Source organism: Mesoterricola sediminis (assembly GCF_030295425.1).
Taxonomy (GTDB): Bacteria; Acidobacteriota; Holophagae; order Holophagales; family Holophagaceae; genus Mesoterricola; species Mesoterricola sediminis.
In genome coordinates, this window is record NZ_AP027081.1 from 1,841,032 (window position 1) to 1,863,217 (window position 22,186).

A 22,186-nucleotide genomic window follows, 5' to 3' on the forward strand; every position below is an offset into this window, starting at 1 on the left:
CGGCCCGTGCTCACCTGCGGCCGGCGTCCCGGAGGGACCCGGCGCTGCCGGTCCCTACTTGAGCTCCTTGAGGAACTCCTTGACCTCGCCGGCCTTCTTGCCGTTGGGGGCCTTCTCCAGGTAGGTCTTGAAGGCCTCCTTGGCGGCCTTCAGGTTGTTGAGGGAGAACTCGACCACGCCCTTCAGCCAGTAGCTGTCGGCGAAGGCGGGGTCGATGCGGATGGCGTTGTCGACCTTCTTCTTGGCGGTCTCGAAGTCGCCGTTGTTGAAGGCGGTCACGCCGTCGTTGTAGGCCAGCTCGGGGCGGGGACCGACGAGGGCGTCCAGGATGGCCTGGTACTTCGTGGCGGCGGCCTCGTCACCGGAACCCTTGGCGGACTCGGCCAGGGCCAGGGCCAGGCGCTGATCCTTGGGGTTGGCCTGGAAGGCCTTCTCCAGCATGGGCATCGCCTGCTTGAGATACTCGGGGTTCACGGGCGCCTTGCGGCCGACCTCGAAGAGGGTGAGGCCGCAGACCCGCTCGGCCACGGCGAGCTGGTTGTCCATGGGCTTGGGATCCTCGCCCTCCTTCAGGGCCTTCCGGGCGGCGCGCAGGTCCTCGACGGCCTGGACCAGGTGGGGCCGGGCCTCGGCGAACTCCTGGCGGTTGTAGAACTCGACGCCGGTATTGAAGGCGTGGGAGCCGGAGATGGACTTCTTCTCGCTCTCGGACATGTTGGCCTGGCTCTGGGCGAGGGCCAGCTCCTGCGCCTCCTTGGTGGTCATCAGGACGTAGTCCTTCTTGAAGGTGTCACCAAGGGGGATCTTGATGGTCTCCTTGAGGCCCTGGTAGCCGGGCGCGGTGATCTCGATGTCGAACTCCTTGGGCTCGAGCCCGACCTGCATGTAGTTGCCCTTGGCGTCCACCTGGAGCGTCTTGGTCCAGGTGATCTCCTTGCGGCTGATGGTGAAAACGACGCCGGGGACGGGCTTGCCGTCCTTCCCCGTGACCTTGCCCTGCATGCGGCCCGTGCTCTGGGCCACCAGGGACACGCAGGCAGCGGGGATGATCATGGCCGTCAAAAGTTTGCGCATAATACCTCCATTTACCACCATGGTCCCATTTATCAATGGCTTTGAGAAGTGCCCTTGGATGAACTGTGATACGCTTCGGGCAATCCTCGGAGTGACCATGAGTGCTGCGGAAGCATGGCCGTCCCACACCGCCCTCGCATCCGCCCTCCATGTCTGTGTCGGCTTGAGTGCAAGTCTTTCAAAAAGGGCGCTTACGGCTGCGGCCTTCGCCGGTTTCCTCCTGGCCGCGCCCTTGTGGGCCAAGGCGGAGCCCGCCGCGGCCCCCGCCCGCGCTGAACTCCAGCCCGCCATCGCCCTCAGCCACTGCGCGGAACGCCTGAAACCCGCCTTCCAGACGGGGGATCCGGTGGCCATCCAGGCCGCCGTCCAGGACGTCGAGCTGCTCCGGCGCACCTACGGAACCCTGGACGTCCTGCCCCTCGTGGAGGCGATGACCATCTTCGCCCGGGACCTGGGGCGCAAGGGCAGCCCAGCCGCCGGCATCAAGGTGCTGGACACCGTGGAGCGGTGGGCCCCGCGCAATCCCTCCGTCCTGGGGGCCCGCATCGTCCTGGCCCGCCAGCAGGGGCCCCAGGGCTGGGTGTGGAGCATCGCGGACCTCCTCGAACTGACCCGGGCCCGGCTCACGAACCCCGACCACCGCTGGCTCTGGACCCTCCAGCACCTGGCCTGGGCGCGGGTGATGGCGGCCCTGCTGCTCTGGGGCACCGCCCTCGCGCTGGGGCTCCGCTACCGCCGCGTCTGGCGGACCACGTGGGAGGATCCGCTCCGGCATCACGCCATCCACCCCCATGTGGTGGCCCTCCTCGGCGCGTTCATCGTCACCCTGCCGGTGGTGTTCGGACTCGATCCGGGCCTCGCGGCCATGCTCTGGCTCTGGATCCTGGCGCCGTTCCTCACGGGGCCGGAGGTGCGGGTGGCCCTGGCCGTGATCCTGATCCAGATGGTCCACCCGGTGCTGACCCTGGTGGAGCCGCTGGCCTCGCCGGCGCCCCGGCCCAGCCTCGTCACCCTCCAGCTCCGCCCGCAGCCGGCCCCCCCGGATGAGCGCATCCTGGCGGGCCTTTCCGCCCACGACCGGACCTTCCTGGCCGGCTGGCGGCAACTCCAGAGCCAGGACTGGCCCCGGGCCGCGGCCACCTTCGAGGCGCTGGCCAAGGAGTCGGGAGACCGTGCAGAGGTCGTGAACAACCTGGGCGTGGCCCGGTACCAGATGGGCAACGTGCAGGGCGCGCAGGCCTGCTTCGACGAGGCGGCCACCCTGGCGCCGCGCCGGGGGGAGATCCTCCTCAACCAGAGCGTGGTGGCCTTCCGGCAGATGGACGGCCCCCTGGGGTTCGCCAAGCAGGAGGATGCCCGCCACTTCGCCCCGGAGACCTTCAACCGCATCCTGGCTGCCAACCAGGCGCGCACCGACCAGCGGACCTTCGCCCTGCCGCTGCCCGATACGCCGGAGCGCATCGCCGCCCTGGCCCGGGCGATCCGCCCGGAGCGTCCCGCGTCCGGGGGCGGCATCCACCTCTACACCCTCCTCAACCTCCTCCTGCCCCTGGCGGCCGCCGGCCTCTTCTACCTGCGCCTCTCCCGGAGCATCGCCCAGGCCCATCCCTCCCAGTGCGCCCGATGCGGCGAGCCCTTCCACACCACCGATTCGCCGGACGCCTGGGTCTGCTCCAAGTGCCACCATCTCTTCGTCCTCAAGGATGGGCTCCACGGTGAGAGCCGCAAACGGAAGGTGGAGGAGGTCGCCGGGTTCCAGCGCTCCCAGCGCTGGGTCCACCGGTTCCTGGCCTTCGCCCTGCCGGGGACGGACCTGCTCCTGGCCGGGGAGACCCGGGCGGGCATGGTGGAGTTCTCCTTCCTCTGCTTCGCCGCGGGCGTGGTGCTGGCCACGGGCCGGCCCCTGCGCTACCCGGGCGAGGTCCTCCAGGATCCGGCGACGGTTTGGCTGCCCATGGGGCTGGTTCTTCTGGCCATCCTGTTCCTGCGTTCCTGGCTCAAACTGCTGCCGAGGAGGGGCTAGGCATGGCGCTCGAAGGCTCCCTCCGCGATTTCGACCTCTTTTCCCTGTTCAACATGATCAAGACCCAGGGGAAGAGCGGGACCCTGGTGCTCAGCCGGGCCCAGGAGTTCGTGAAGATCTTCTTCGACACCGGCGAGATCGTCGGGTGCGATTCCAACCAGGTCCGCATGGAGGACCGCGTCGGCGCCATGCTGGTGCGCCTGGGGCGCCTCTCCGGGGACGAGCTGCTGGCCATGATCCACCGCCAGAAGCAGACCCTGAAGCGCATGGGCACCCTGCTGGTCGAATCCGGCCGCGTGAGCCCCCAGGACCTCCAGGACGCCCTCTTCAACCAGGCGATGTCCATCATCTACCGCACCTTCCGGTGGGTGGAGGGCGACTACCGCTTCGACTCCATCCTGCCTCCGGAGCTCGACCGGGAGAACTTCCCGCCGATCCCCGTGGACACGGTGCTCATGGAAGCCGCCCGGATCATGGACGAGTGGCCCGAGGTGCAGCGGCGGCTCCCGGACAACGCGCTCCCCCTCCGGAAGACCGAATACGGCGAGTCCATCCACCTGGACATCGACAAGGACCTGTCCACCGTCCTGGAGGGCGGCTCCATGGACGTGGAGGGCTCGGGCCTGAACCACGAGCAGGAGACGGTCCTCACCTACTTCTCGACCCCCAGCAGCGTCCAGAGCGTGCTCCAGATCAGCCGCTACGACGAGCTCGACACCTGCAAGTACATCGCGGAGCTCCTCGAGCAGGGGATCCTCGAGGTCTCCCCCGAGTCCGTGGAGGAGCGTCCGGCCTTCGTGTGGGCGCTGCCCCCGTCGGCCTTCAAGGAGTCCGCCGAGCCCAAGGGGCCCTCGCGGCTCTTCTGGCCGGCGGTGATCCTGTTCCTGGGCTTCCCCCTCGCCTTCTATGTGCCCCGGGCGGCCACCTCGTTCAACGAGGGCCTCGCCAGCCTTCAGCCGGCCAGCCAGCACCTGCCCCTGGATCCCGCCACCCGCCTGCGCAAGGCCTGGGCCTTCCGCATGGCCAATCCTGCGGACGGGGGCCGGGCCACGGCCGAGGCCCTGGGCTGCCGCCTGGACGAAGGGGTCACCGTGCCCGACCTCTCCAAGTGGCCGAACCCCCTGACCCCCACGCCCCTCGACAAGTCCGTCGCGATTCCGGCCGAGCAGTAGCGGCCGCGGCCGACCGGAGGCCGGCGCCGGTCCCTCCCGGCCGCGAACGCGGCCGAGGCCGGGCGTGGCCCGGCCTCGGAACGGAACGCGCCGGAGGCGCGGGCGGCTATTCGTCCTCGAGGACGTCGGTTGCCTTCGGCTTGCGCGGCTGCGCGGCCCAGGCGACGAGGACGGAGATGAAGTAGAGGCCCTCGAGCACCACCCCGAAGAAGATCGTCGTGACGATGACGTCGCCGGGGGTGAGGAAGGCGCTGATGATGAAGATCGCGATGGTCGCGTGGCGCCAGTACTTCAGCAGCCACCGGGCGGTCACGATGCGGAAGCGGGCCAGGAAGAAGACCAGCACCGGCAGCTCGAACATGAGGCCGGTGCCCACGACCGTGTAGATGAACAGGTCGAGGTAGTCCTCCAGGTGCAGGTTGGTCCGCAGCCCGGCCTTCAGGGCCTCCTCGAAGAGGATGTCGCCCAGGAACTGGAAGGCGTTGAAGTAGGCGAAGGCCGCGCCCCCCAGGAAGCAGGCCGAGGTGGCCAGCACGAAGGGGATGGCGAACCGCCGCTCCCGGGCGTAGAGGCCCGGCTTGATGAATCCCCACACCTGCGCGAAGAGGAAGGGCGCGGCGATGAAGATGGCGGCCCATACGGCGAGCCGCATCAGGGAGAAGAAGGGCTCCGTCAGGCTCGTGTAGGCGAAGGGCTCGAAGGCCGTGGGGATGGGCAGGTGATCTGCGACCGCCTGGGCGATTGCGTGCTTTTTGTACGTGTCGAAGAAGGGCTTCTGGGCCCAGAGCATGAGCTTGAAGCGGAATCCGTACGTGAGCGCGAAGGCGGCGGCCACGATCAGCAGGCTTCGGACGAGGCGGACCCGCAGCTCCTGCAGGTGCTCCCAGAAGGACATCTGGTCGGGGGAGGTGTTCGACATGGGCTGGCAGGCCGGGGCGGACCCCGGCGGCTCCTACTTCTTCTCGCCGCTGGGGGCGTCGTCCTTGACGGATTCCGTGATCTCGCGGCTGGCCTTCTTGAACTCCTGGATGCCCTTGCCGAGGGCCTTGCCCAGTTCGGGGAGCTTGGAGGGGCCGAAGAAGATCAGCAGCAGGATGCCGATCAGCAGCATTTCGGTGAGGCCGAGATTGCCCATGGTGCGATTCTCCTGAATGATGGCGTGCTTCCGGGGCGTCCGGACCGGACCGCCCCGGCTACCAGGGTGGCACGATCGGAAGCCGGGGGGGTAACCCTAGACGGGAAAGGCCGTTGAGCGGCCCAGGCTGTGGTAGGTCCAGCCGGCGCGCCCCATGGCCTCGGGCCGGAAGAGGTTCCGGCCGTCGAACATGACCTTCTCCTTGAGCCGGCGCCCGGCCTCCTCCAGGTCGACGGAGGCGTACTGGGGCCACTCGGTGGCCACGAGCAGCGCGTCGGCGCCGTCGCAGGCGGCGAGGAAGTCCTCGGCGTAGGCGACCCGGTCGCCGATCTTGGCGCGGACGTTGGGCATCGCCTCGAAGTCGTGGACCACCACCTCGGCGCCCAGGGAGAGGAGGCTGTCGATGAGCTCCAGGGACATGGCCTCGCGGATGTCGTCGGTGTGGGCCTTGAAGGCCAGGCCCCACAGGGCGAACCTGCGGCCCGCGAGGGCGGCGGGATCACCGGCCTCGCAGCCGTAGTGGCTCTTCACCTTGAGGGCGAGGACCTGCTTCTGGTGGCGGTTGGCCTCGACCGTGGCCTCGAGGGCCCGCAGGGGCCTGCCGTTCTCGCGGCCCACCTTGAGCAGGGCCTGGAGATCCTTGGGGAAGCAGGAGCCGCCGAAGCCGGGGCCGGGGTTGAGGAAGTACTTGCCGATGCGGTGGTCGCTGCCGATGCCGTTCTTCACGTATTCCACATTGGCGCCGACCCGCTCGCAGAGGCCCGCGATCTCGTTGATGAAGCTGATGCGCAGGGCCAGCATGGCGTTGGCCGCGTACTTGGTCAGCTCGGCGCTGGGCGGATCCATGCGGAGCCACTGGCCCTTGCTTGCCTGGAGGAAGGGATCGTAGAGGCCGCGCATGATCTTCTCGGCGTGGTCCGTGCGGCAGCCGATGACGACGCGGTCGGGACGGAGGAAGTCGTCGATGGCGCAGCCCTCGCGGAGGAACTCGGGGTTGGAGACCACCTCGAAGGCGCGGTCGGTGCGGGCGGCGATGGCCGCGGTGACCCGGGCGGCGGTGCCCACGGGCACCGTGCTCTTGTCCACCACGACGAGGGGCGCCGCGCCGGCGGGACGGAGGGCCATGGCTTCGCCGATGGCCCCGGCCACGGCCAGGACGTACTGGAGGTCCGCGCTGCCGTCCTCGCTCTGGGGCGTGCCCACGCAGATGAAGGCCGCGTCGGCCTGCGCGATGCCGTCGCGGATGTCGAGGCTGAAGGCGAGCGTGCCCGAGGCCTGGTGCTTCGCCAGCAGGTCGTCGAGCCCGGGCTCGTAGATGGGGGAGATGCCTTTGCGGATCTTGTCGATCTTGGCCTGGTCCGTGTCGATGCCCAGCACCTTGTGCCCGGCCTCCGCGAAGCCGGCCGCGGCCACCAGGCCCACGTACCCCGTACCGATGACTAGAACATGCATGGAGATCCCTCGCAAATCCGTGGCGCTATCAAAGCGATACAGGGATTGTAGACGGTTTCCCATCGGCGGCGCGAGCCTTGATAGAATTGCGGTGAGGAGGAGACATGCCGTACGTGGGCCTCATGGCGGGACAAGGCGTCAATCTTTGGGAGGTGGTGCTCCATTCCGGGACGGTGGCCCGGGCCGTGCTCCTGATCCTGTGCGCCTTTTCCGTGACCAGCTGGGTGATCATCGTGCAGAAGGGCCTCCTCCTGTCCCGGAGCGGCCGCGCCACGGAGCACTTCCGGAGCGTGTTCCGCAAGGCCACCGACTGGAGGGAGCTCAAGCAGCGCAGCGGGGAGTTCGCCATGAGCCCGCTGGTGGGCCTCTTCACCGCGGGCTTCTCCGAGGTCACCTACCAGCTCCGGCCAGGCGCCGGGACCCAGGGCGGCCGGCCCCAGATCAAGAGCATGGAGGCCGTGGAGCGCTGCCTGCAGCGCGCCTCCGTCGTGGAGATGGGCCGCATGGAGACCTACCTGGGCATCCTCGCCACGATCGCGGCCGTGAGCCCCTTCGTGGGCCTGTTCGGGACCGTGTGGGGCATCATCGACGCCTTCCACGGGATCGGCATGGCCGGCAACGCCAGCCTCGCCACCGTCGCCCCCGGCATCTCGGAGGCCCTGGTGGCCACCGCCCTGGGCCTGGTGGCCGCCATCCCGGCCCTGATGGCCTACAACTTCTTCCAGGGCCAGCTCAAGCACTGGCAGACCGAGCTGGATGACTTCGCCCTGGAGTTCATCAGCCTCTCCGAGCGCAACTTCACCTGATGGCCTGCGGCGCCCGGACCCCCGTGCTCTGGCAGCCCCAGCCCCGGCTGCCGCTGCCGGTGGCGCGCTTCCTGGGGGCCCGCCTCCACGCGGCCCTCGAGAATCCCGCCGACCGGGCCCTCCTGGCCTGGCCCGCCATCCTGGGGGCCCCGGCCCTGCGGGCGGCTCATCCCGGCGGCCTCCCGGAGGCCCTGCTCCTGGAGCAGGCCGCGCCGATGCTCGTCGGAACCGGCCAGTCGCCTGAAGACGCCTGGCGGCGGGCCACCGCCTGTTTCCCGGACACCGGCGACAAGGGCCCCGACGGCTGGGTGCCCCACCGCCTCTGGGACCCCCTCGCCTCCCTCGTCAGCCTGCGCTGCGGCGTCACCCTCCTGGCCCTCCTGGGCCTGCCGGGGGACGCGCGGTGGCGGGTGGCGGCCGGGGCCTCCCTCTTCAACGCGGCCCTCTTCCACGAGGCCCACGACGCCCTCGAGCCCCTCTGGATGGAGGCGGAGGGACCCCTGCGGCGCACCTTGCAGGGGCTCATCCTCATGGCCGGGGGGTACCACCACATGCAGATCCAGAACGCCCCGGGCATGGCCGGCCTGTGGGAGGACGCCCAGGCGGCCCTCGAGGCCTCCGGCGGGGAGGTCCGGGGCCCCTGGGGGACCCTGCGGTTCGACGAGGCCCTCGCGGGTCTCCAGGTCCGCCTGGATGCGCTGGACGACGGTACCGGGGAGCGTTCCCCGGAACCACCTTGGGACCGGCTCTGGAGCCTGGACCGGCCCGAATGGGAGCTGATGTGATCTCGTGCGACGTTCTGGTCCTGGGCGGCGGCATCGCCGGATGTTCCGCGGCGCTTCGGGCCGCCGCCGCGGGGGCCTCGGTGGTGCTGGTCGCCAAGGACGCCCTCGGCGAATCCAACACCGCCTACGCCCAGGGCGGCATCATCGGCATGCCGCCGCCCGAGGCCAGCGATTCCCCGGCCCTCCTCGCCTCCGACATCGAGGCCGCCGGCGCCGGGCTCTGCCGCCCCGAGGCGGTGGCCCTCCTCGCGGCGGAAGGCCCGCGCCTGTGCCGCGACTTCCTCTGGCGGGAGGTGGGGGTCCCCTTCGACCACACCGGGAGCCCCGAGCCGGACTCCACCGCCGAGGCGGCCCACAGCGCCCGGCGGATCTGGCACGTGAAGGACGCCACGGGCCGCGCCATCCAGGGCGCCCTCACCGCGAAGGTGAAGGCCCACCCGGGCATCCGGATCCTCGAGGAGCACGCCCTCGTGGACCTGCTCACGGTCCCCCACCACAGCCGCGACCCCCGGCGCGTCTACGATCCCATCCAGGTGTGGGGCGCCTACGTGCTCAGCCCCGGGCGGGACGTCCTCATGTGCCTGGCGCGGCGCACCATCCTCGCCACCGGCGGCCTGGGCTACCTCTACCTGCACACCAGCAACCCGGCCTCGGCCACCGGGGACGGCCTCGCCGCCGCCTACCGGGCCCACGCCCGCATCGTCAACTGCGAGTACGTGCAGTTCCATCCCACCACCCTCTTCGTGCCCGGCCGGCCCCGGACCCTCCTGACGGAGGCCCTGCGGGGCGAGGGCGCGCGGCTCATCAACCGGAAGGGCGAGCGGTTCATGGAACGCTACGCCCCCGACCGGCTGGAACTGGCGCCCCGCGACGTGGTGAGCCGGGCGATCTTCCAGGAGATGGCCGCCACGGGCGAGCCGAGCATGTTCCTGGACCTGGAGCCCCTGAAGACCCGCCTGGACCTGGAGGCCCGCTTCCCCACCGTCCTGGAGACCTGCCGCAAGGCCGGCCTGGAGCCCACCGCCCAGCCCATTCCCGTGGTGCCCGCCGCCCACTACTTCTGTGGCGGCGTCGCCGTGGACCTGGAGGGGCGGGCCAGCCTGCCGGGCCTCTTCGCCGTGGGCGAGGTCTCCTGCACGGGGGTGCACGGGGCCAACCGCCTCGCCTCCGCCTCCCTCCTCGAGGGCCTGGTCTGGGGCGTCCGGGCGGGCGACGCCTGCGCCCGGGAGGCCACCGGGGTCCAGCTGCCCGATCCGGACGATTTCGCCCCCTGGAAGCACGCCACCGGCGCCCCCGAGCCCGACCCGCTCCTGGTGGAGCAGGACTGGACCAGCATCCGCACCACCCTCTGGAACTACGCCGGCATCGTGCGCACCCGCGAGCGGCTGCTCCGGGGCCGGGGGGACATGGGCTACCTCTATCACCGCCTGGAGGCCTTCTACCGCGCGGCCCCGCTCTCGCGGACCCTGCTGGAACTGCGCAGCGGCATCATCTGCGCGCGCCTCATCATGAAGGCGGCCCTCCAGAATCCGGAATCGCGCGGTTGCCACTACCGGCTGGACTGATTCGCGAATCCTTGGTAAATCTGGAGTTTCAACCCAGGGGCCCTCGGGTGGGCCCCCTTTGCGCACGAGGGCGCCGTGGCCGACTCGACCAGGAAACGCTATCCCGTCTTTCTCCCCCGCACCGATTTCCCCATGAAGGCGGATCTGCCTCAGCGGGAACCCAAGCGGATCGAGCGCTGGAAGGCCGAAGGCCTCTACGCCCGCATCGAGGCCCGCAAGCGGGCCGATAACGCCGCCGGCCGGGGCCGCGGCCGCCGCATCCTGCACGACGGGCCGCCCTACGCCAATGGCGCCATCCACATCGGCCACGCCCTCAACAAGATCCTCAAGGACATGGTGGTCAAGTCCCTGTGGCTGGACGGCTACGAATCCCCCTATGTCCCCGGCTGGGACTGCCACGGCCTTCCCATCGAACACGCGGTGGAGCGGGACCTGGGCCCCAAGCGCCGGGAGATGAGCCGCTCCGAGTTCCTGTCCCGCTGCCGGGCCTACGCCCAGAAGTGGATCGACAGCCAGCGGGCCGGGTTCCAGCGCCTGGGCGTCCTGGGCGCCTGGGACGAGCCCTACATCACCATGAACCCGCGCTACGAGGCCGACGTGGTCCGCCTCCTGGGGCGCCTCTTCGAGTGCGGGGCCGTCACCCGCAAGCTGAAGGTGGTGCACTGGAGCTACGGCGCCCGCACCGCCCTGGCCGAGGCCGAGGTGGAGTACGCCGACAAGACCAGCCCCGCCATCACCGTCGCCTTCCCCGTGGCCGACGCGGAGGCGAAGCGCATGGGCCTGCCCACGCCCCTCTTCCTTCCCATCTGGACCACCACCCCCTGGACCCTGCCCAGCAACCTCGCGATCGCGATGCACCCCGACATGGAGTACGCCGTCGTGAAGTCCGGGGACCGCCACTACATCGTCGCCGTGGCCCTCATGGAGGACTTCGGGAAGAAGCTCGGCGCCCCCCTCCACACCATGGAGACGCGGAAGGGCAAGGAATTCCAGAGCCTGAAGGCCCGCCACTGCTGGCTGGACCGCGAATCCCCCGTGCTCCTGGCCGACTACGTCACCGCCGACACCGGCACCGGCCTGGTCCACACCGCCCCCGACCACGGGGTCGACGACTTCAACCTGGCCCACCACCTGGGCCTCCTCCAGCTGGTCGGCCCCGACGGGCGCTTCACCGCCGACGTCCAGGACCCCGAGCTGGAAGGCAAGAACATCTTCGACACCAACCCCCTCGTCGTGGACCGGCTGAGGGCCGGCGGCGCCCTCCTCCACGAGGAGAGCCTGACCCACAGCTACCCGCACTGCTGGCGCACCAAGACGCCCATCTTCTTCCGGGCCACGGAGCAGTGGTTCATCATCATGGACAACGAGCTCCTGGGGAAGGGCCGCTCCCTGCGCGAGCTGGGCCTCGACGGGGTCGACGGCACCCGCTGGGTGCCCGCCCAGGGCCGCAACCGCATCCACGCCATGATCTCCGGCCGTCCCGACTGGTGCATCAGCCGCCAGCGCGCCTGGGGCACCCCCCTCACCGTCCTCCGCTGCACCGAGTGCGGCGAGCCCCTCGCCGCCCGCGAGATCTTCGAGAAGGCCGCTGAGGCCATCGAGCGCGGGGGCGTCGAGGCCTGGGCCGACCTCCCCCTGGAACAGCTCCGCCCCGCCGGCGCCGCCTGCGCCAAGTGCGGGTCCGGGTCCTTCCAGAAGGAGACGGACATCCTGGACGTGTGGATCGACTCCGGCGTCAGCGCCGCCGTCGTCTGTGACACCCACTCCGAGCTGAGCCGGGAGGACTACGGCAAGTTCATCTACCTGGAGGGCTCCGACCAGCACCGCGGCTGGTTCCACTCCTCCCTCCTCTTCAACCTGGCCGCCACCGGCGAGAAGCCCTACGACACCGTCGTGACCCACGGCTTCGTGCTCGACGGCAAGGGCCAGAAGATGAGCAAGAGCCTCGGCAACGTGGTGGTCCCCGAGGAGGTCATGAAGACCCTCGGCGCCGACATCCTGCGCTGGTGGACGGCCTCGGTGGACTACAACGAGGACGTGCGCATCTCCAAGGAGATCCTGGAGCGCTCCGCGGACGCCTACCGGAAGATCCGCAACACCCTGCGCTTCCTCCTGGGCGCCCTCGCCGACTTCGATCCCGCGCGGGACGCGGTGGCCGAATCCGCCTACGCCCCCCTCGACGCCTGGGTCCTCGGGGCCTTCGGCGACATGGCGGGCCGCGTGGCCGAGGCCTACCGGACCTTCAACTTCATGGAGGCCGCCCAGACCCTCCACGGCTTCTGCCAGCTGGAGCTCTCGGGCCGCTACTTCGAGATCATCAAGGACCGCCTCTACTGCGACACCGGGGATTCCGCCCGCCGCCGCAGCTGCCGCACCGCCTGCTGGCGCCTGGCCCAGGGCCTCGCGATCATGCTGGCCCCCGTGCTCAGCTTCACCGCGGACGAGGTCTGGGAGAACATTCCCGGCGCCGAGGGCTCCGTCTTCGAGCAGCGCTTCCCCGAGCCCGCCCCCCATCCCGCCGCCGGGGACTGGGACCGGTTCTGGGAGATCCGCGAGGCCGTCCAGGCCGCCATGGAGCCCCACCGGGCCGCCAAGACCATCGGCACCAGCCTCGACGCGGCCGTCACCCTGGCCCTCCCCGCCGCGGACGCCGCCCTCCTGGGCCGCCTCGGCGAGGATCCGGAGGACCTGCTCGTCGTGAGCGGGCTCACCGTGACCGAGGCCCCGGACCTGGAGGTGGCCGTCGCGGCCCACGCCGGCACCAAGTGCCCCCGCTGCTGGAACCACAAGGGCGGCGCCGGGGAAGGCGAGGACGCCGACCTCTGCCCCCGCTGCGACGCGGCGGTGAAGGCCCAGGCATGATCCGGCGCCTTCCCTGGCTGGCCCTCCCGCTGGCGGCCCTGTTCCTGGACTGGGCCTCCAAGGCCTGGATCCTGGCGCACCTGCCCGTGCACGGCTCCCGCACCGTCATCGAGGGCTTCTTCCACCTCACCCTCGGCTACAACCCGGGCGCCATCTTCGGCACCCTGGCGGGGGCCCCCGGCCCGGTCCGGCAGATCCTCTTCACCGTGGCCGGCCTGGGCGCCGTGGGCTACTTCGGCTGGGAGTTCCTCCGGGCCGCCACCCCCACCCTCCACCGGGTGGGCCTCGGCCTCATCCTGGGCGGGGCCCTGGGCAACGGCCTGGACCGGTACCTCCGGGGCGCGGTGGTCGACTTCCTCGACTTCGAGTTCTGGGGCTGGCACTACTGGACCTTCAACCTCGCCGACACCTTCATCGTCTGCGGGGGCCTCCTCCTGGGCCTCGGCCTCCTGAGGGACGCCCTCCGGGCCCGGCGGCCGGAGCCCCCGGAAACGGTCTGATCCATCGCCGGCCATGCCGCCCCCGGCCCAGGGAAAAAGCCCCTGGGCCGGGGGCGGGACCGGTATAACCTGTTACGAGGTATCCCTGGAGTCCTTCGTGTCCAAGCGCACCCTCCTTCCCCTCCTGGCCCTGCTCCTGGCGCTGCCCGTCCGGGCGGACGAAGGCCTGTGGACCTTCGACAACCTGCCCCTGGACCGCATGAAGGCCAAGTACGGGTTCGCGCCGGACGCGGCCCTGCTGAAGCGCCTCCAGGCCGCGACCGTGCGCTTTTCCGGCGGCACGGGGTCCTTCGTGAGCCGCGACGGCCTCGTCCTCACGAACCACCACGTGGGGCGGGGGGCCATCCAGCAGGTGTCCACCGCCGAGAAGGATTACATCCGTAATGGATTCGTGGCCGCCACCCGGGCGCAGGAGATTCCGGTGTCCGGCATGGAGCTCATGGTCCTCACGGCCACCCGGAACGTCACCACCGAGGTGCTGGCGGCCGGCAAGGGCCTGGCCGAGGCCGAGGCCGCCAAGGCCCGGCGGAACGCCCTTTCGGGCCTCCAGAAGGCCGAGGAGGAGCGCACGGGCCTGACGGTCCAGCCCCTGACCCTGTACCGGGGCGGCCAGTACTGGCTCTACGGCTACCGGAAATTCACCGATGTGCGCCTGGTGGCCGCCCCCGAAATGAAGGTGGCCTCCTTCGGCGGGGACTGGGACAACTTCACCTACCCCCGCTTCGACATGGACTTCAGCCTCTTCCGCATCTACGTGGACGGGAAGCCCTATCGCCCCGAGGCCTGGCTGCCCCAGGCCACCACGCCCCTGGCCAACGGGAACCTGGTGATGGTCTCCGGCCACCCCGGCACCACCTTCCGCCAGGAGACCGCCGCCCAGATGGCCATCGCCCGGGACGCGATCTGGCCCGGCCGCATCGCCGCCTACCTCCGGCGCCGCGCCGCCCTGGCCGCCTTCGCGGCCACCGGCCCCGAGGCCAAGCGCCTGGCCACCACGGCCCGCTATGGCGTCGAGAACGCCATCAAGCGCGCCGAGGGCATGCTCATGGGTCTCCGGAAGCCCGGCAACCTGGAGAAGGTGGCGCGGGAGGAACAGGCGCTGAAGGCCCGGCTCGGGGGCGATCCCGTCCTCGCCAGCTGGGACCGCATCGCCGAGGCCGCCCAGCGCCAGAAGACCCTCCTCCCCGAGGCCCCCCTGCGGGAGAACCTGGGCTGCGCCCTCCTGGGCCGGACCGTCACCCTCCTCCGCCTGGGGACGGAGACCCGCCTGCCCAGCGAAAAGCGCCTGCCCGAGTACACGGAGGGCGCCCTCAAGGCCACCCGCGATCGCTACGGCAACTCCGCCCCCGTGCACCTGGACCTGGAGCAGGCCCAGCTGGCCGCGGGCCTCCGGGAGGCCCAGGAACTCCTGGGCGCCGGGCACCCCGCCGTCCAGGCCCTCCTCGCGGGCCGGACCCCCGAGGCCGCGGCCCAGGCGGCCTTCCAGGCCACGGGCATGGCCGACCCGGTCAAGCGCGCCTCCTACCTGGCCGGCGGCCCCGCCCTGGACCAGGATTCCCTGGTGGCCTTCGCGCGGGTCTTCGAGCCCCTGGCCCGGGCCGCCCAGCTGCGCTACCAGGAGCAGGTCCAGAACGTCCTGGACGAGCACGGCGGCCGTATCGCCGAGGCCCGCTTCCGCCTGCTGGGCACCTCCGTCTACCCGGACGGCACCGGCACCCTGCGCCTCACCTACGGCCCCGTGGCGGGCTACCCCGCCAACGGCACCCTCATCCAGCCCTTCACCACCTTCTACGGCCTCTTCGACCGGGCGGCGGGCTGGGGCCCCGAGGCGGAGGACGGCGCCTGGTCCCTGCCCAAGCGCTGGCATGAGCGCCGGAGCAGCCTGGACCTGGCCACCCCCTACGATTTCGCCTACGCCTGCGACACCGTCGGCGGCAACTCCGGCTCCCCCGTCGTCAACGTCCGGGGCGAGCTGGTCGGCCTCAACTTCGACAGCAACATCGAGGCCCAGGCCGGCTACTACATCTACGACGGCACCTCCAAGCGCTCCATCGCCGTGGACGCCCGGGCCATCCGCCAGGTGCTGACGAAGATCATGGACGCCCGCCACCTGGTGGACGAGCTGGATGGCCGGTAGCGGCTTTCCCGGGGCGGCGAGGGCTCAGAAGCAGTAGGTCTCGCCCGGGGTCTCCCGGACGAGGAGCTCCCGGATGGCGGTGACCTGGCCCACCATCTGGATGAAGTCCAGGGGCAGGAGGGCCTGGGGGCCGTCGCTGAGGGCGCAGGAGGGCTGGCAGTGGGTCTCCACCAGGATCCCGTCGGCCCCCGCCGCCACCGCGGCCCGGGCGCAGGGGACCACGAGGTCCCGGCGGCCCGTGGCGTGGCTGGGGTCCGCGATCACGGGGAGGTGGGTGAGGGCCTTGGCGGCGGGGATGACCGAGACGTCGAGGGTGTTGCGGGCGTGGGCGCTCCAGGTGCGGATGCCGCGTTCGCAGAGGATGACGTTCCGGTTGCCCTCGCTGAGGACGTATTCGGCGGCGTAGAGCCACTCCTCCAGCGTGGCGGCCGTGCCCCGCTTGAGGAGCACGGGCTTGCCGGAGCGGCCCGCGCGGCGCAGGAGGGCGAAGTTCTGCATGTTGCGGGCCCCGATCTGGATGAGGTCCGCCACCCGCTCCACTTCGTCGAAGGTCTCGACCTCGGTGGCCTCGGTGACGATGCCGAGGTCGAACTCCCGCCGCGCCTCGTCCAGGAGCTCCAGGGCCTCCACGCCCATCCCCTGGAAGGCGTAGGGGCTCGTGCGGGGCTTGAAGGCGCCCGCGCGCAGGAGGCGGGCCCCGCTCTCGGCCACGTAGCGCGCGACGGTGAAGAGCTGCTCCCGGCTCTCCACGCCGCAGGGGCCGGCGATGAGGGCGAGGGCCTTGCCCCCGACCTTGACCCCCCGCACGTCCACGATGGTGCGGCCCGGGGCGGCGTCCGAGGAAGCGAGCTTGTACGGCGAGGTGATGGGCACCACCCGGCTCACCCCGTCCATGGGCTCGATGCGGTCGGCCTTCAGGGCCTGGGAGGCGTGGGGCGCCAGGATGCTGGTGGCCGCCGGGGAGGCCTGGACGATGGCCTTGATGCCGGCCCCCTCGAGCAGGTCCATCACCGCGCGCACCTGCGCGTCCGTTGCGCCCTGCTCCATGAGAATGAGCATCATTCCCTCCCGTTCCATCTTACCTTGATGCGTCCGGGCGGGTGGGCCATCCTTGACCGGACGAGGCTGCCATGGACGTTGGATCGCTGCATTGCCCCTCCTGCGGCGCGGCCGTGAAGGAGGATGACCTCCAGTGCCCCTATTGCCGCAGCCAGCTGGCCACGGTGGCCTGCCCCCAGTGCCTGGGCCTCGTCTCCAAGCTGGCCGCCCACTGCCCCCGCTGCGGCGCCGCGGTGCGCCGGGAGGCCGCGAGCCCCTCGGGCCTGGGCTGCCCCACCTGCCGGAAGCCGCTCCTGCGTTCGACCGTTGGGAAGGCCCTCCTGGACCAGTGCGCCACCTGCGGCGGGGTCTGGCTGGGGACCGAGGCCTTCGACCAGGTCGCGGCCGACCGCGAGGAGCGGGGATCGGTGCTGGGGGCCCTGCCGGGCGCGTCCCCCCAGGGCGGGCTGGACGGGGCGGCGGTGTCCTACCGCCCCTGTCCGGCCTGCGGGCAGCTCATGAACCGCACCAACTACGCCCGCAGCTCCGGGGTCATCATCGACACCTGCCGGAACCACGGCGTCTGGTTCGACCGGGACGAGCTGCGGCGGGTCCTGGAGTTCGTCGAGGCCGGCGGGCTGGACCGGGCCCGCGCCAAGGAGAAGCTGATGCTGGAGGAGCGCCGGCGCGAACTGACCTCCGCCGCCGCCCTGGGGGACGCCCCCTCCGGGGGCTGGGAGGGCGGGGCGTGGGGCCGCGGGGACAGGGACGGAGGTCTGGTCGAGACGCTGGTGCGGGGGCTCTTCGGGTTCTGAATCAGCCCGCGGCCAGCTCCAGCAGGCGCAGGAACTTGGCGGGATCCAGGCTCGCGCCGCCCACGAGGCCGCCGGCCACGTCGGGGACGCGGAGGATCTCCGCGAAGTTGTCGGGGGTCACGCTGCCGCCGTAGAGGATGGGCGTGGCGGCGCCCTGGTCCCCGAGCAGGGCCTTGAGCTCGCCCCGGATGAAGGCGTGGACCTCGGCGATCTGCGCCACGGTGGCCACCCGGCCAGTTCCGATGGCCCAGACGGGCTCGTAGGCGATGGCCAGGCCGGGGAAGCCGGTGCCGGCCAGGATGGCCAGCTGGGCCTTCAGGACCGCCAGGGTCTCCCCGGCGTCCCGCTGGGCGAGGGTCTCGCCCACGCAGAGCATGGGCGCCAGGCCCTGGGCGGCGGCGGCCTTCAGCTTGGGCAGGAGGGTGGCCTCCGTCTCGCCGTTGTACTGGCGGCGCTCGCTGTGGCCGAGGATGACGCCGCAGGCGCCCGCGTCCTGGACCATGGCCATGGAGACCTCGCCGGTGAAGGCGCCCTTGGCCTCGGCGTGGGCGTTCTGGGCGTAGACGCGCAGGGGCGTGCCCTGGGCCAGGCCCTGCAGGAGGGGGAGGAGGGGGAAGGGCGGGGCCACGGCGGCCACGACGCCCTCCACGGGCTTCCAGCCCGCCTTGAGGGTCTCCATGAACGCGGTGGCGTCCGCGCGGAGGTGGTTCATCTTCCAGTTGGCGGCGACGATGCGCATGGGTCCTCCTACTGCAGCGCGGCGACGCCGGGGAGTTCCAGGCCGCTCAGGAATTCGAGGCTGGCGCCCCCGCCGGTGGAGACGTGGCTCATGCGCCTGGAGACGCCGGCCTTGTTGGAGGCGGACACGCTGTCGCCGCCGCCGACGACGACGAAGGCGCCGCGGTCGGCGGCCGCCGCCATCTCCTCGGCGATGGTGAGGGTCCCGCTGGCGAAGGGCTCCAGCTCGAACACGCCCATGGGGCCGTTCCAGAGCAGGGTGCGGGCCTTGCGGATCTCGAGCGCGTAGGCGGCCACCGTCTCGGGGCCGATGTCCAGGCCCATCTTGCCGTCGGGGACGGCGGCGTCCTGGGTGATGTCGCACTCGGCGTCGGCGTTCAGGGCCGCGGCCACGACGTGGTCCTGGGGCAGGAGGAGGCGGGTGCCGGCGGCCTCGGCCTCCTTCAGGAGCTGGCCGGCCAGCTCGACCTTGTCGTCCTCGCAGAGGCTCTTCCCGACGGGGATGCCCTGGGACTTGAGGAAGGTGAAGGTCATGGCGCCGCCGATGAGGATGGCGTCGGCCTTGCCGAAGAAGTGGCGGATGATGTCGATCTTGTCGGACACCTTGCTGCCGCCCATGACGGCCAGCAGGGGCTTCTCGGGGTCGTGCATGACGCGGCCGAGGGCCTTGAGCTCCTTCTCCATGAGGAAGCCCGCCACGGCGCGGCCCGCGGGCATGAACGGCACCATGCCGCTCACGGAGGCGTGGGCGCGGTGGGAGGCGCCGAAGGCGTCGTCCACGTAGGTGTCGGCGAGGCGGGCCAGGGCCTGGGCGAACTCGGGCTTGTTCTTGGTCTCGCCCTTGTCGAAGCGCAGGTTCTCCAGCAGGAGCACCTGGCCGGGCTTCAGGGCCGCGGCCTGGGCCTCGACCTCGGGGCCGGTCACGCCGGAGGCCAGGGTCACGTCCAGGCCCAGGCCCTTCAGGTAGGCGGCGACGGGGGCCATGCTGAACTCGGCCTCGAAGCCCTCTCCCTTGGGGCGGCCCAGGTGGGAGCAGAGGACGACGGAGGCGCCGTTGTCCAGCAGGTGGCGGAGGGTGGCCAGGGTCTCGGTGATGCGGGTCGCGTCCTTGATGACGCCTTCCTTGAGGGGCACGTTCAGGTCGGCTCGGAGGAAGACCCTGTGGCCTTTGACGTCAATGTCCCTGAGGGTTCGGAACGGCATGGGGCACCTCCTGATACAGTGTTCGCCCCAGTCTACACCACCTTCCGGAGGAAGCCGATCCAGCGCGGGGAGCGCGCCGCGTCGAAGGCTCCGCCCGCGTAGGCGCCCACCCGCGCGAAGACCTCCAGGCCCGCGCCGGCGGCCAGGGCCTCCATCTCCGCCGGCTCGTACAGGCGCACGGACTCCGTCACGGCGCGGGTCGCGCCGGTCTCCAGCCGAGTGAGCGTCATGCGCTTGATGACGCGCTGGCCTTCCAGGGTGCGCCGGCTCCGCACGCGGATGCCGTCCGCCACCCGCTCGTCCTCGGGCACGAGGTGCTCGCGCAGGTGCCGCGCGTTCAGGTAGTCCAGGAGGATCACCCCGCCGGGGGCGAGCAGGTCCCGGAGGCGCGCCAGGAGGGCGCGGTTCTCCGCGTCGGTGAAGTAGCCGAAGGGGGTGAACCACAGGCAGATGCCGGAAAGGCGGCCGTCACGGACGGGCAGGGCCCGCATGTCGCCCCGCAGGAGCCAGGGGCGGAGGCCGGGGTCGGCCAGGCCCAGCAGGTCCCGGGAGAGATCGAGGCCGAAGGCGAGGGGGTTGGACCTCCGGAGGGCGGCCAGGTGGCGCCCCGTGCCGCAGGCCAGGTCCAGGACGGGCCCGCGGCCCAGGGCCGGGGCGACCTGGAGGGCCATGGCCACGGCCTGGGCGGCCTCCTCGGCGTCCCGGGCCGCATAGATGGCCGCGTAGTCCCGGTCGAACCAGTCCTTGAACCACTCGTCCACGCCCGCCTCCCCCCCCATCGTCTCACGGCCGCGCGGTTACACTATCCCTTCGAGGTACACCCATGCTCCGCCCCCAGCAGCTTGAAGACCAGCTCCAGTTCATGATCAGCACCCTCATCCAGCGCGAGCTCCGGGACCCGGACCTGGGCTTCCTCACCCTCACCGCCGTGCGCCTCACCGGGGACCGGAGCATCGCCCGGGTCTACTACACGGTCCTGGGCGACGAGGCCCAGACCGACCGGACCCGCAAGGCCCTGGGCCGCGCCGCGGGCTTCCTCCGGACGCACCTGGCCAAGAGCCTGAAGATGCGCCGGGTGCCCGAGCTGCAGTTCTTCCCGGACGCCACCCTGGAGGAGGGCAACAAGATCGAGGCCCTCTTCGCCCGGATCCACGAGGAGGAGGCCTCCCGGCCGCCCGTCCCCGAGGAGGAGGCTTGATCCCCGGCATCCGGCTGGTCCGCAAGGAGATCGGGCAGAGCAGCTTCGACGTCGTCCGGGGCTTCAAGGACCGGGCCCGGCAGGACGGGGAGCCGAAGCTCGCCCTGGGCCACGGCGGCACCCTGGACCCCTTCGCGGAGGGCCTCCTGGTGATCCTGGCGGGCCAGGCGACGCGGCTCATGGACCTGCTCCACCCCCTGCCCAAGACCTACGAGGCCGACATCGCCTGGGGGGAGGAGACGGACTCCTGCGACCACCTGGGCCTGCCCGTGGCCCAGGGCCCTGCCCCCGATCCCGCGCGCCTGGACGAGGCCCTCGCGGCCTTCCTGGGCTGGACGGACCAGGTGCCCCCGGCCACCTGCGCCAAGAAGATCGGCGGCGAGGCCGCCTACCGCAAGGCCCACCGCGGGGAGGAGGTCGTCCTGCCCCCGTCCCGGGTCTTCCTCCTCGAGGCGCGCTGGCTCGCCCACGACCTGCCCCGGACCTCCACCCTGCGCATCACCTGCCGGGGGGGCTACTACGTGCGGAGCCTGGCCAGGGACCTGGGCCGGGCCCTCGGGAGCCCCGCCCACCTGGCCCGGCTGCACCGCACGGCCATCGGACCCTGGACCGACCCCGGGCCGGGCGCCGAAGTGCTCGTCCAGGGCGCCGACCTGCTGCCCTGGTGCGCCGTCCGGGTCCTGGACGACGCGGACCAGGATCACCTGCTCCACGGCAGGCCCATCCCCCCCGGGGAGCTCCTGCCCCCGGCCTGGCCCCTCCCCCCGGGCTTCCCCGACCCCGGCGCCCCCGTCGCGGGCCTCCACGGCGGCCGCCTCACGGCCCTGCTCCGGGAGCGGGAAGGCCGCCTCTGGACCGCCGCGAACCTCCGCGGAGGGCTCTAGCGCTACCGGGTCGCCCGCTATAGCCCCGTCCCCACGGATGCTTGCTGGTTGAAAATCCCCAGACGGTGCGTCCGGACATGAGCCATCCGGCGGTACGCGAGCCGGTGTCCTGATCGGCCCCGGCACGGATGCCTTGCTTCCAATCTGCGGTGGGATCCCATTCATCCTGGCAATCCGATTCATCCCTGTTGCCGCAGGGCCAACGAAGCATCGGGTCGGCGCGTCCATGGCCTGCATGCAGCGACCCATTGCGGCTTCAGCCCTGCGAGAACAGGGATGAACTGGATTGCCGGGATGAATGGGATGAGGAGAACGGTCATGAGATCACATCAAGGATCCCAAGCGGGACGTGACCGGACGACCCGGTCGTACTAGGGTGTGTTCGTAATCCAGGATAGTAATGGCTAATACCCATCCGTGCCGGAGCATGGAGGAGCTGGAATAGTGAGTCTGTGCTGCAGTGCCTGATGGCGCCGCGCATTCGCAGCATCCTATTGGAACGCGGAGGCGCGGAGGATCTCGCTGAGGCTCGCGGAGAAAGGATCAAGCCCACAAGCCCCCTCCACTCGATATCCAGGAGAACCTCCCGCTTCACCTTATGGCCGGCCAGTCTCAGGGAGTGCGCCAGACAGACCTTGTAGGGATCTTCCAGGAGTCCGTGCCCCAGAGCCTTCTGGATCTCGATGGCCTCCCCGATGATGGCCTGGGTGATCTCCTTGTGCGGATGATCCTCCCCGTCGACCTCTCCCCAATGCCTTCCCATCACGCCTCCCGTTGGGACGTGTCATTGGGAGGTGGC

Annotated in this window: 20 protein-coding genes; 11 read left to right on the forward strand and 9 right to left on the reverse strand. The window is 71.0% G+C overall.

What is annotated here, in order from left to right; translation table 11 throughout:
• Window positions 1-54 precede the first annotated feature (54 nt).
• Window positions 55-1,074, reverse strand: coding sequence for a carboxypeptidase-like regulatory domain-containing protein (locus tag R2J75_RS08150; RefSeq protein ID WP_316411473.1), 1,020 nt, complete (start codon window positions 1,072-1,074; stop codon window positions 55-57).
• Window positions 1,075-1,306: 232 nt separating this feature from the next.
• On the opposite strand from R2J75_RS08150, the gene R2J75_RS08155 reads away from it, so the two are divergent.
• A complete protein-coding gene (locus tag R2J75_RS08155; protein ID WP_243332580.1) occupies window positions 1,307-3,097 on the forward strand; it encodes a tetratricopeptide repeat protein in 1,791 nt (596 codons plus the stop codon).
• 2 nt (window positions 3,098-3,099) lie between these two features.
• Complete coding sequence (locus R2J75_RS08160) at window positions 3,100-4,269, forward strand: DUF4388 domain-containing protein (protein ID WP_243332581.1); 1,170 nt, start codon at window positions 3,100-3,102, stop codon at window positions 4,267-4,269.
• A gap of 106 nt (window positions 4,270-4,375) precedes the next feature.
• Here the strand turns inward: R2J75_RS08160 and tatC are convergent, their stop codons facing one another.
• From tatC to R2J75_RS08175, 3 genes are all read right to left on the reverse strand, one after another.
• Window positions 4,376-5,188, reverse strand: a complete 813-nt coding sequence (gene tatC, locus R2J75_RS08165; RefSeq protein ID WP_243332584.1) for a twin-arginine translocase subunit TatC — start codon at window positions 5,186-5,188, stop codon at window positions 4,376-4,378.
• 33 nt (window positions 5,189-5,221) lie between these two features.
• On the reverse strand, window positions 5,222-5,404 hold the full coding sequence (tatA, locus tag R2J75_RS08170; RefSeq protein WP_243332591.1) for a twin-arginine translocase TatA/TatE family subunit: 183 nt from the start codon (window positions 5,402-5,404) through the stop codon (window positions 5,222-5,224).
• A gap of 96 nt (window positions 5,405-5,500) precedes the next feature.
• Window positions 5,501-6,856, reverse strand: coding sequence for a UDP-glucose dehydrogenase family protein (locus tag R2J75_RS08175; protein ID WP_243332592.1), 1,356 nt, complete (start codon window positions 6,854-6,856; stop codon window positions 5,501-5,503).
• A 104-nt stretch (window positions 6,857-6,960) separates the two neighbouring features.
• On the opposite strand from R2J75_RS08175, the gene R2J75_RS08180 reads away from it, so the two are divergent.
• The 6 genes from R2J75_RS08180 (at window position 6,961) to R2J75_RS08205 (ending at window position 15,511) form a co-directional block, all read left to right on the forward strand.
• On the forward strand, window positions 6,961-7,662 hold the full coding sequence (locus R2J75_RS08180; RefSeq protein WP_243332595.1) for a MotA/TolQ/ExbB proton channel family protein: 702 nt from the start codon (window positions 6,961-6,963) through the stop codon (window positions 7,660-7,662).
• Entirely contained in the window at window positions 7,662-8,447 is a 786-nt protein-coding gene (locus R2J75_RS08185) for a DUF309 domain-containing protein (protein WP_316411474.1), read from the forward strand. Before R2J75_RS08180 ends, R2J75_RS08185 begins: the two co-directional genes overlap by 1 nt.
• A complete protein-coding gene (gene nadB, locus R2J75_RS08190) occupies window positions 8,444-10,012 on the forward strand; it encodes an L-aspartate oxidase (RefSeq protein ID WP_243332599.1) in 1,569 nt (522 codons plus the stop codon). Before R2J75_RS08185 ends, nadB begins: the two co-directional genes overlap by 4 nt.
• A gap of 75 nt (window positions 10,013-10,087) precedes the next feature.
• Window positions 10,088-12,874 carry an isoleucine--tRNA ligase gene (gene ileS, locus R2J75_RS08195; RefSeq protein WP_243332602.1) on the forward strand — a complete coding sequence of 929 codons (2,787 nt, stop codon included), beginning with the start codon at window positions 10,088-10,090 and terminating at the stop codon, window positions 12,872-12,874.
• Window positions 12,871-13,374 (forward strand): signal peptidase II, encoded by a 504-nt coding sequence (gene lspA, locus R2J75_RS08200; protein WP_243332604.1) that lies wholly within the window; start codon window positions 12,871-12,873, stop codon window positions 13,372-13,374. The genes ileS and lspA overlap by 4 nt, the downstream gene beginning before the upstream one ends.
• 97 nt (window positions 13,375-13,471) lie before the next feature.
• A complete protein-coding gene (locus tag R2J75_RS08205) occupies window positions 13,472-15,511 on the forward strand; it encodes a S46 family peptidase (RefSeq protein ID WP_316411475.1) in 2,040 nt (679 codons plus the stop codon).
• Between the two features lie 24 nt (window positions 15,512-15,535).
• On the opposite strand, the gene aroF is transcribed toward R2J75_RS08205, so the two are convergent.
• Window positions 15,536-16,570: a 3-deoxy-7-phosphoheptulonate synthase gene (aroF, locus tag R2J75_RS08210; RefSeq protein WP_243332610.1), complete on the reverse strand. Its 1,035-nt coding sequence runs from the start codon at window positions 16,568-16,570 to the stop codon at window positions 15,536-15,538.
• A 71-nt stretch (window positions 16,571-16,641) separates the two neighbouring features.
• On the opposite strand from aroF, the gene R2J75_RS08215 reads away from it, so the two are divergent.
• On the forward strand, window positions 16,642-17,364 hold the full coding sequence (locus R2J75_RS08215) for a zf-TFIIB domain-containing protein (RefSeq protein WP_243332611.1): 723 nt from the start codon (window positions 16,642-16,644) through the stop codon (window positions 17,362-17,364).
• A gap of 1 nt (window position 17,365) precedes the next feature.
• Here the strand turns inward: R2J75_RS08215 and tpiA are convergent, their stop codons facing one another.
• From tpiA to R2J75_RS08230, 3 genes are read right to left on the reverse strand one after another with little or no spacing between them, the layout of a single operon-like run.
• A complete protein-coding gene (gene tpiA, locus R2J75_RS08220) occupies window positions 17,366-18,103 on the reverse strand; it encodes a triose-phosphate isomerase (RefSeq protein WP_243332612.1) in 738 nt (245 codons plus the stop codon).
• 8 nt (window positions 18,104-18,111) lie between these two features.
• A complete protein-coding gene (locus R2J75_RS08225; RefSeq protein WP_243332614.1) occupies window positions 18,112-19,305 on the reverse strand; it encodes a phosphoglycerate kinase in 1,194 nt (397 codons plus the stop codon).
• 32 nt (window positions 19,306-19,337) lie between these two features.
• A complete protein-coding gene (locus tag R2J75_RS08230) occupies window positions 19,338-20,066 on the reverse strand; it encodes a class I SAM-dependent methyltransferase (RefSeq protein ID WP_243332616.1) in 729 nt (242 codons plus the stop codon).
• Between the two features lie 62 nt (window positions 20,067-20,128).
• Between R2J75_RS08230 and rbfA the strand changes: the two genes are divergently transcribed.
• Complete coding sequence (rbfA, locus tag R2J75_RS08235; protein WP_243332618.1) at window positions 20,129-20,503, forward strand: 30S ribosome-binding factor RbfA; 375 nt, start codon at window positions 20,129-20,131, stop codon at window positions 20,501-20,503.
• Window positions 20,500-21,387, forward strand: a complete 888-nt coding sequence (gene truB / locus R2J75_RS08240) for a tRNA pseudouridine(55) synthase TruB (RefSeq protein WP_243332620.1) — start codon at window positions 20,500-20,502, stop codon at window positions 21,385-21,387. The genes rbfA and truB overlap by 4 nt, the downstream gene beginning before the upstream one ends.
• A 316-nt stretch (window positions 21,388-21,703) precedes the next feature.
• Here the strand turns inward: truB and R2J75_RS19865 are convergent, their stop codons facing one another.
• Window positions 21,704-22,150 (reverse strand): GxxExxY protein, encoded by a 447-nt coding sequence (locus tag R2J75_RS19865; RefSeq protein ID WP_394365894.1) that lies wholly within the window; start codon window positions 22,148-22,150, stop codon window positions 21,704-21,706.
• Window positions 22,151-22,186: the final 36 nt, after the last annotated feature.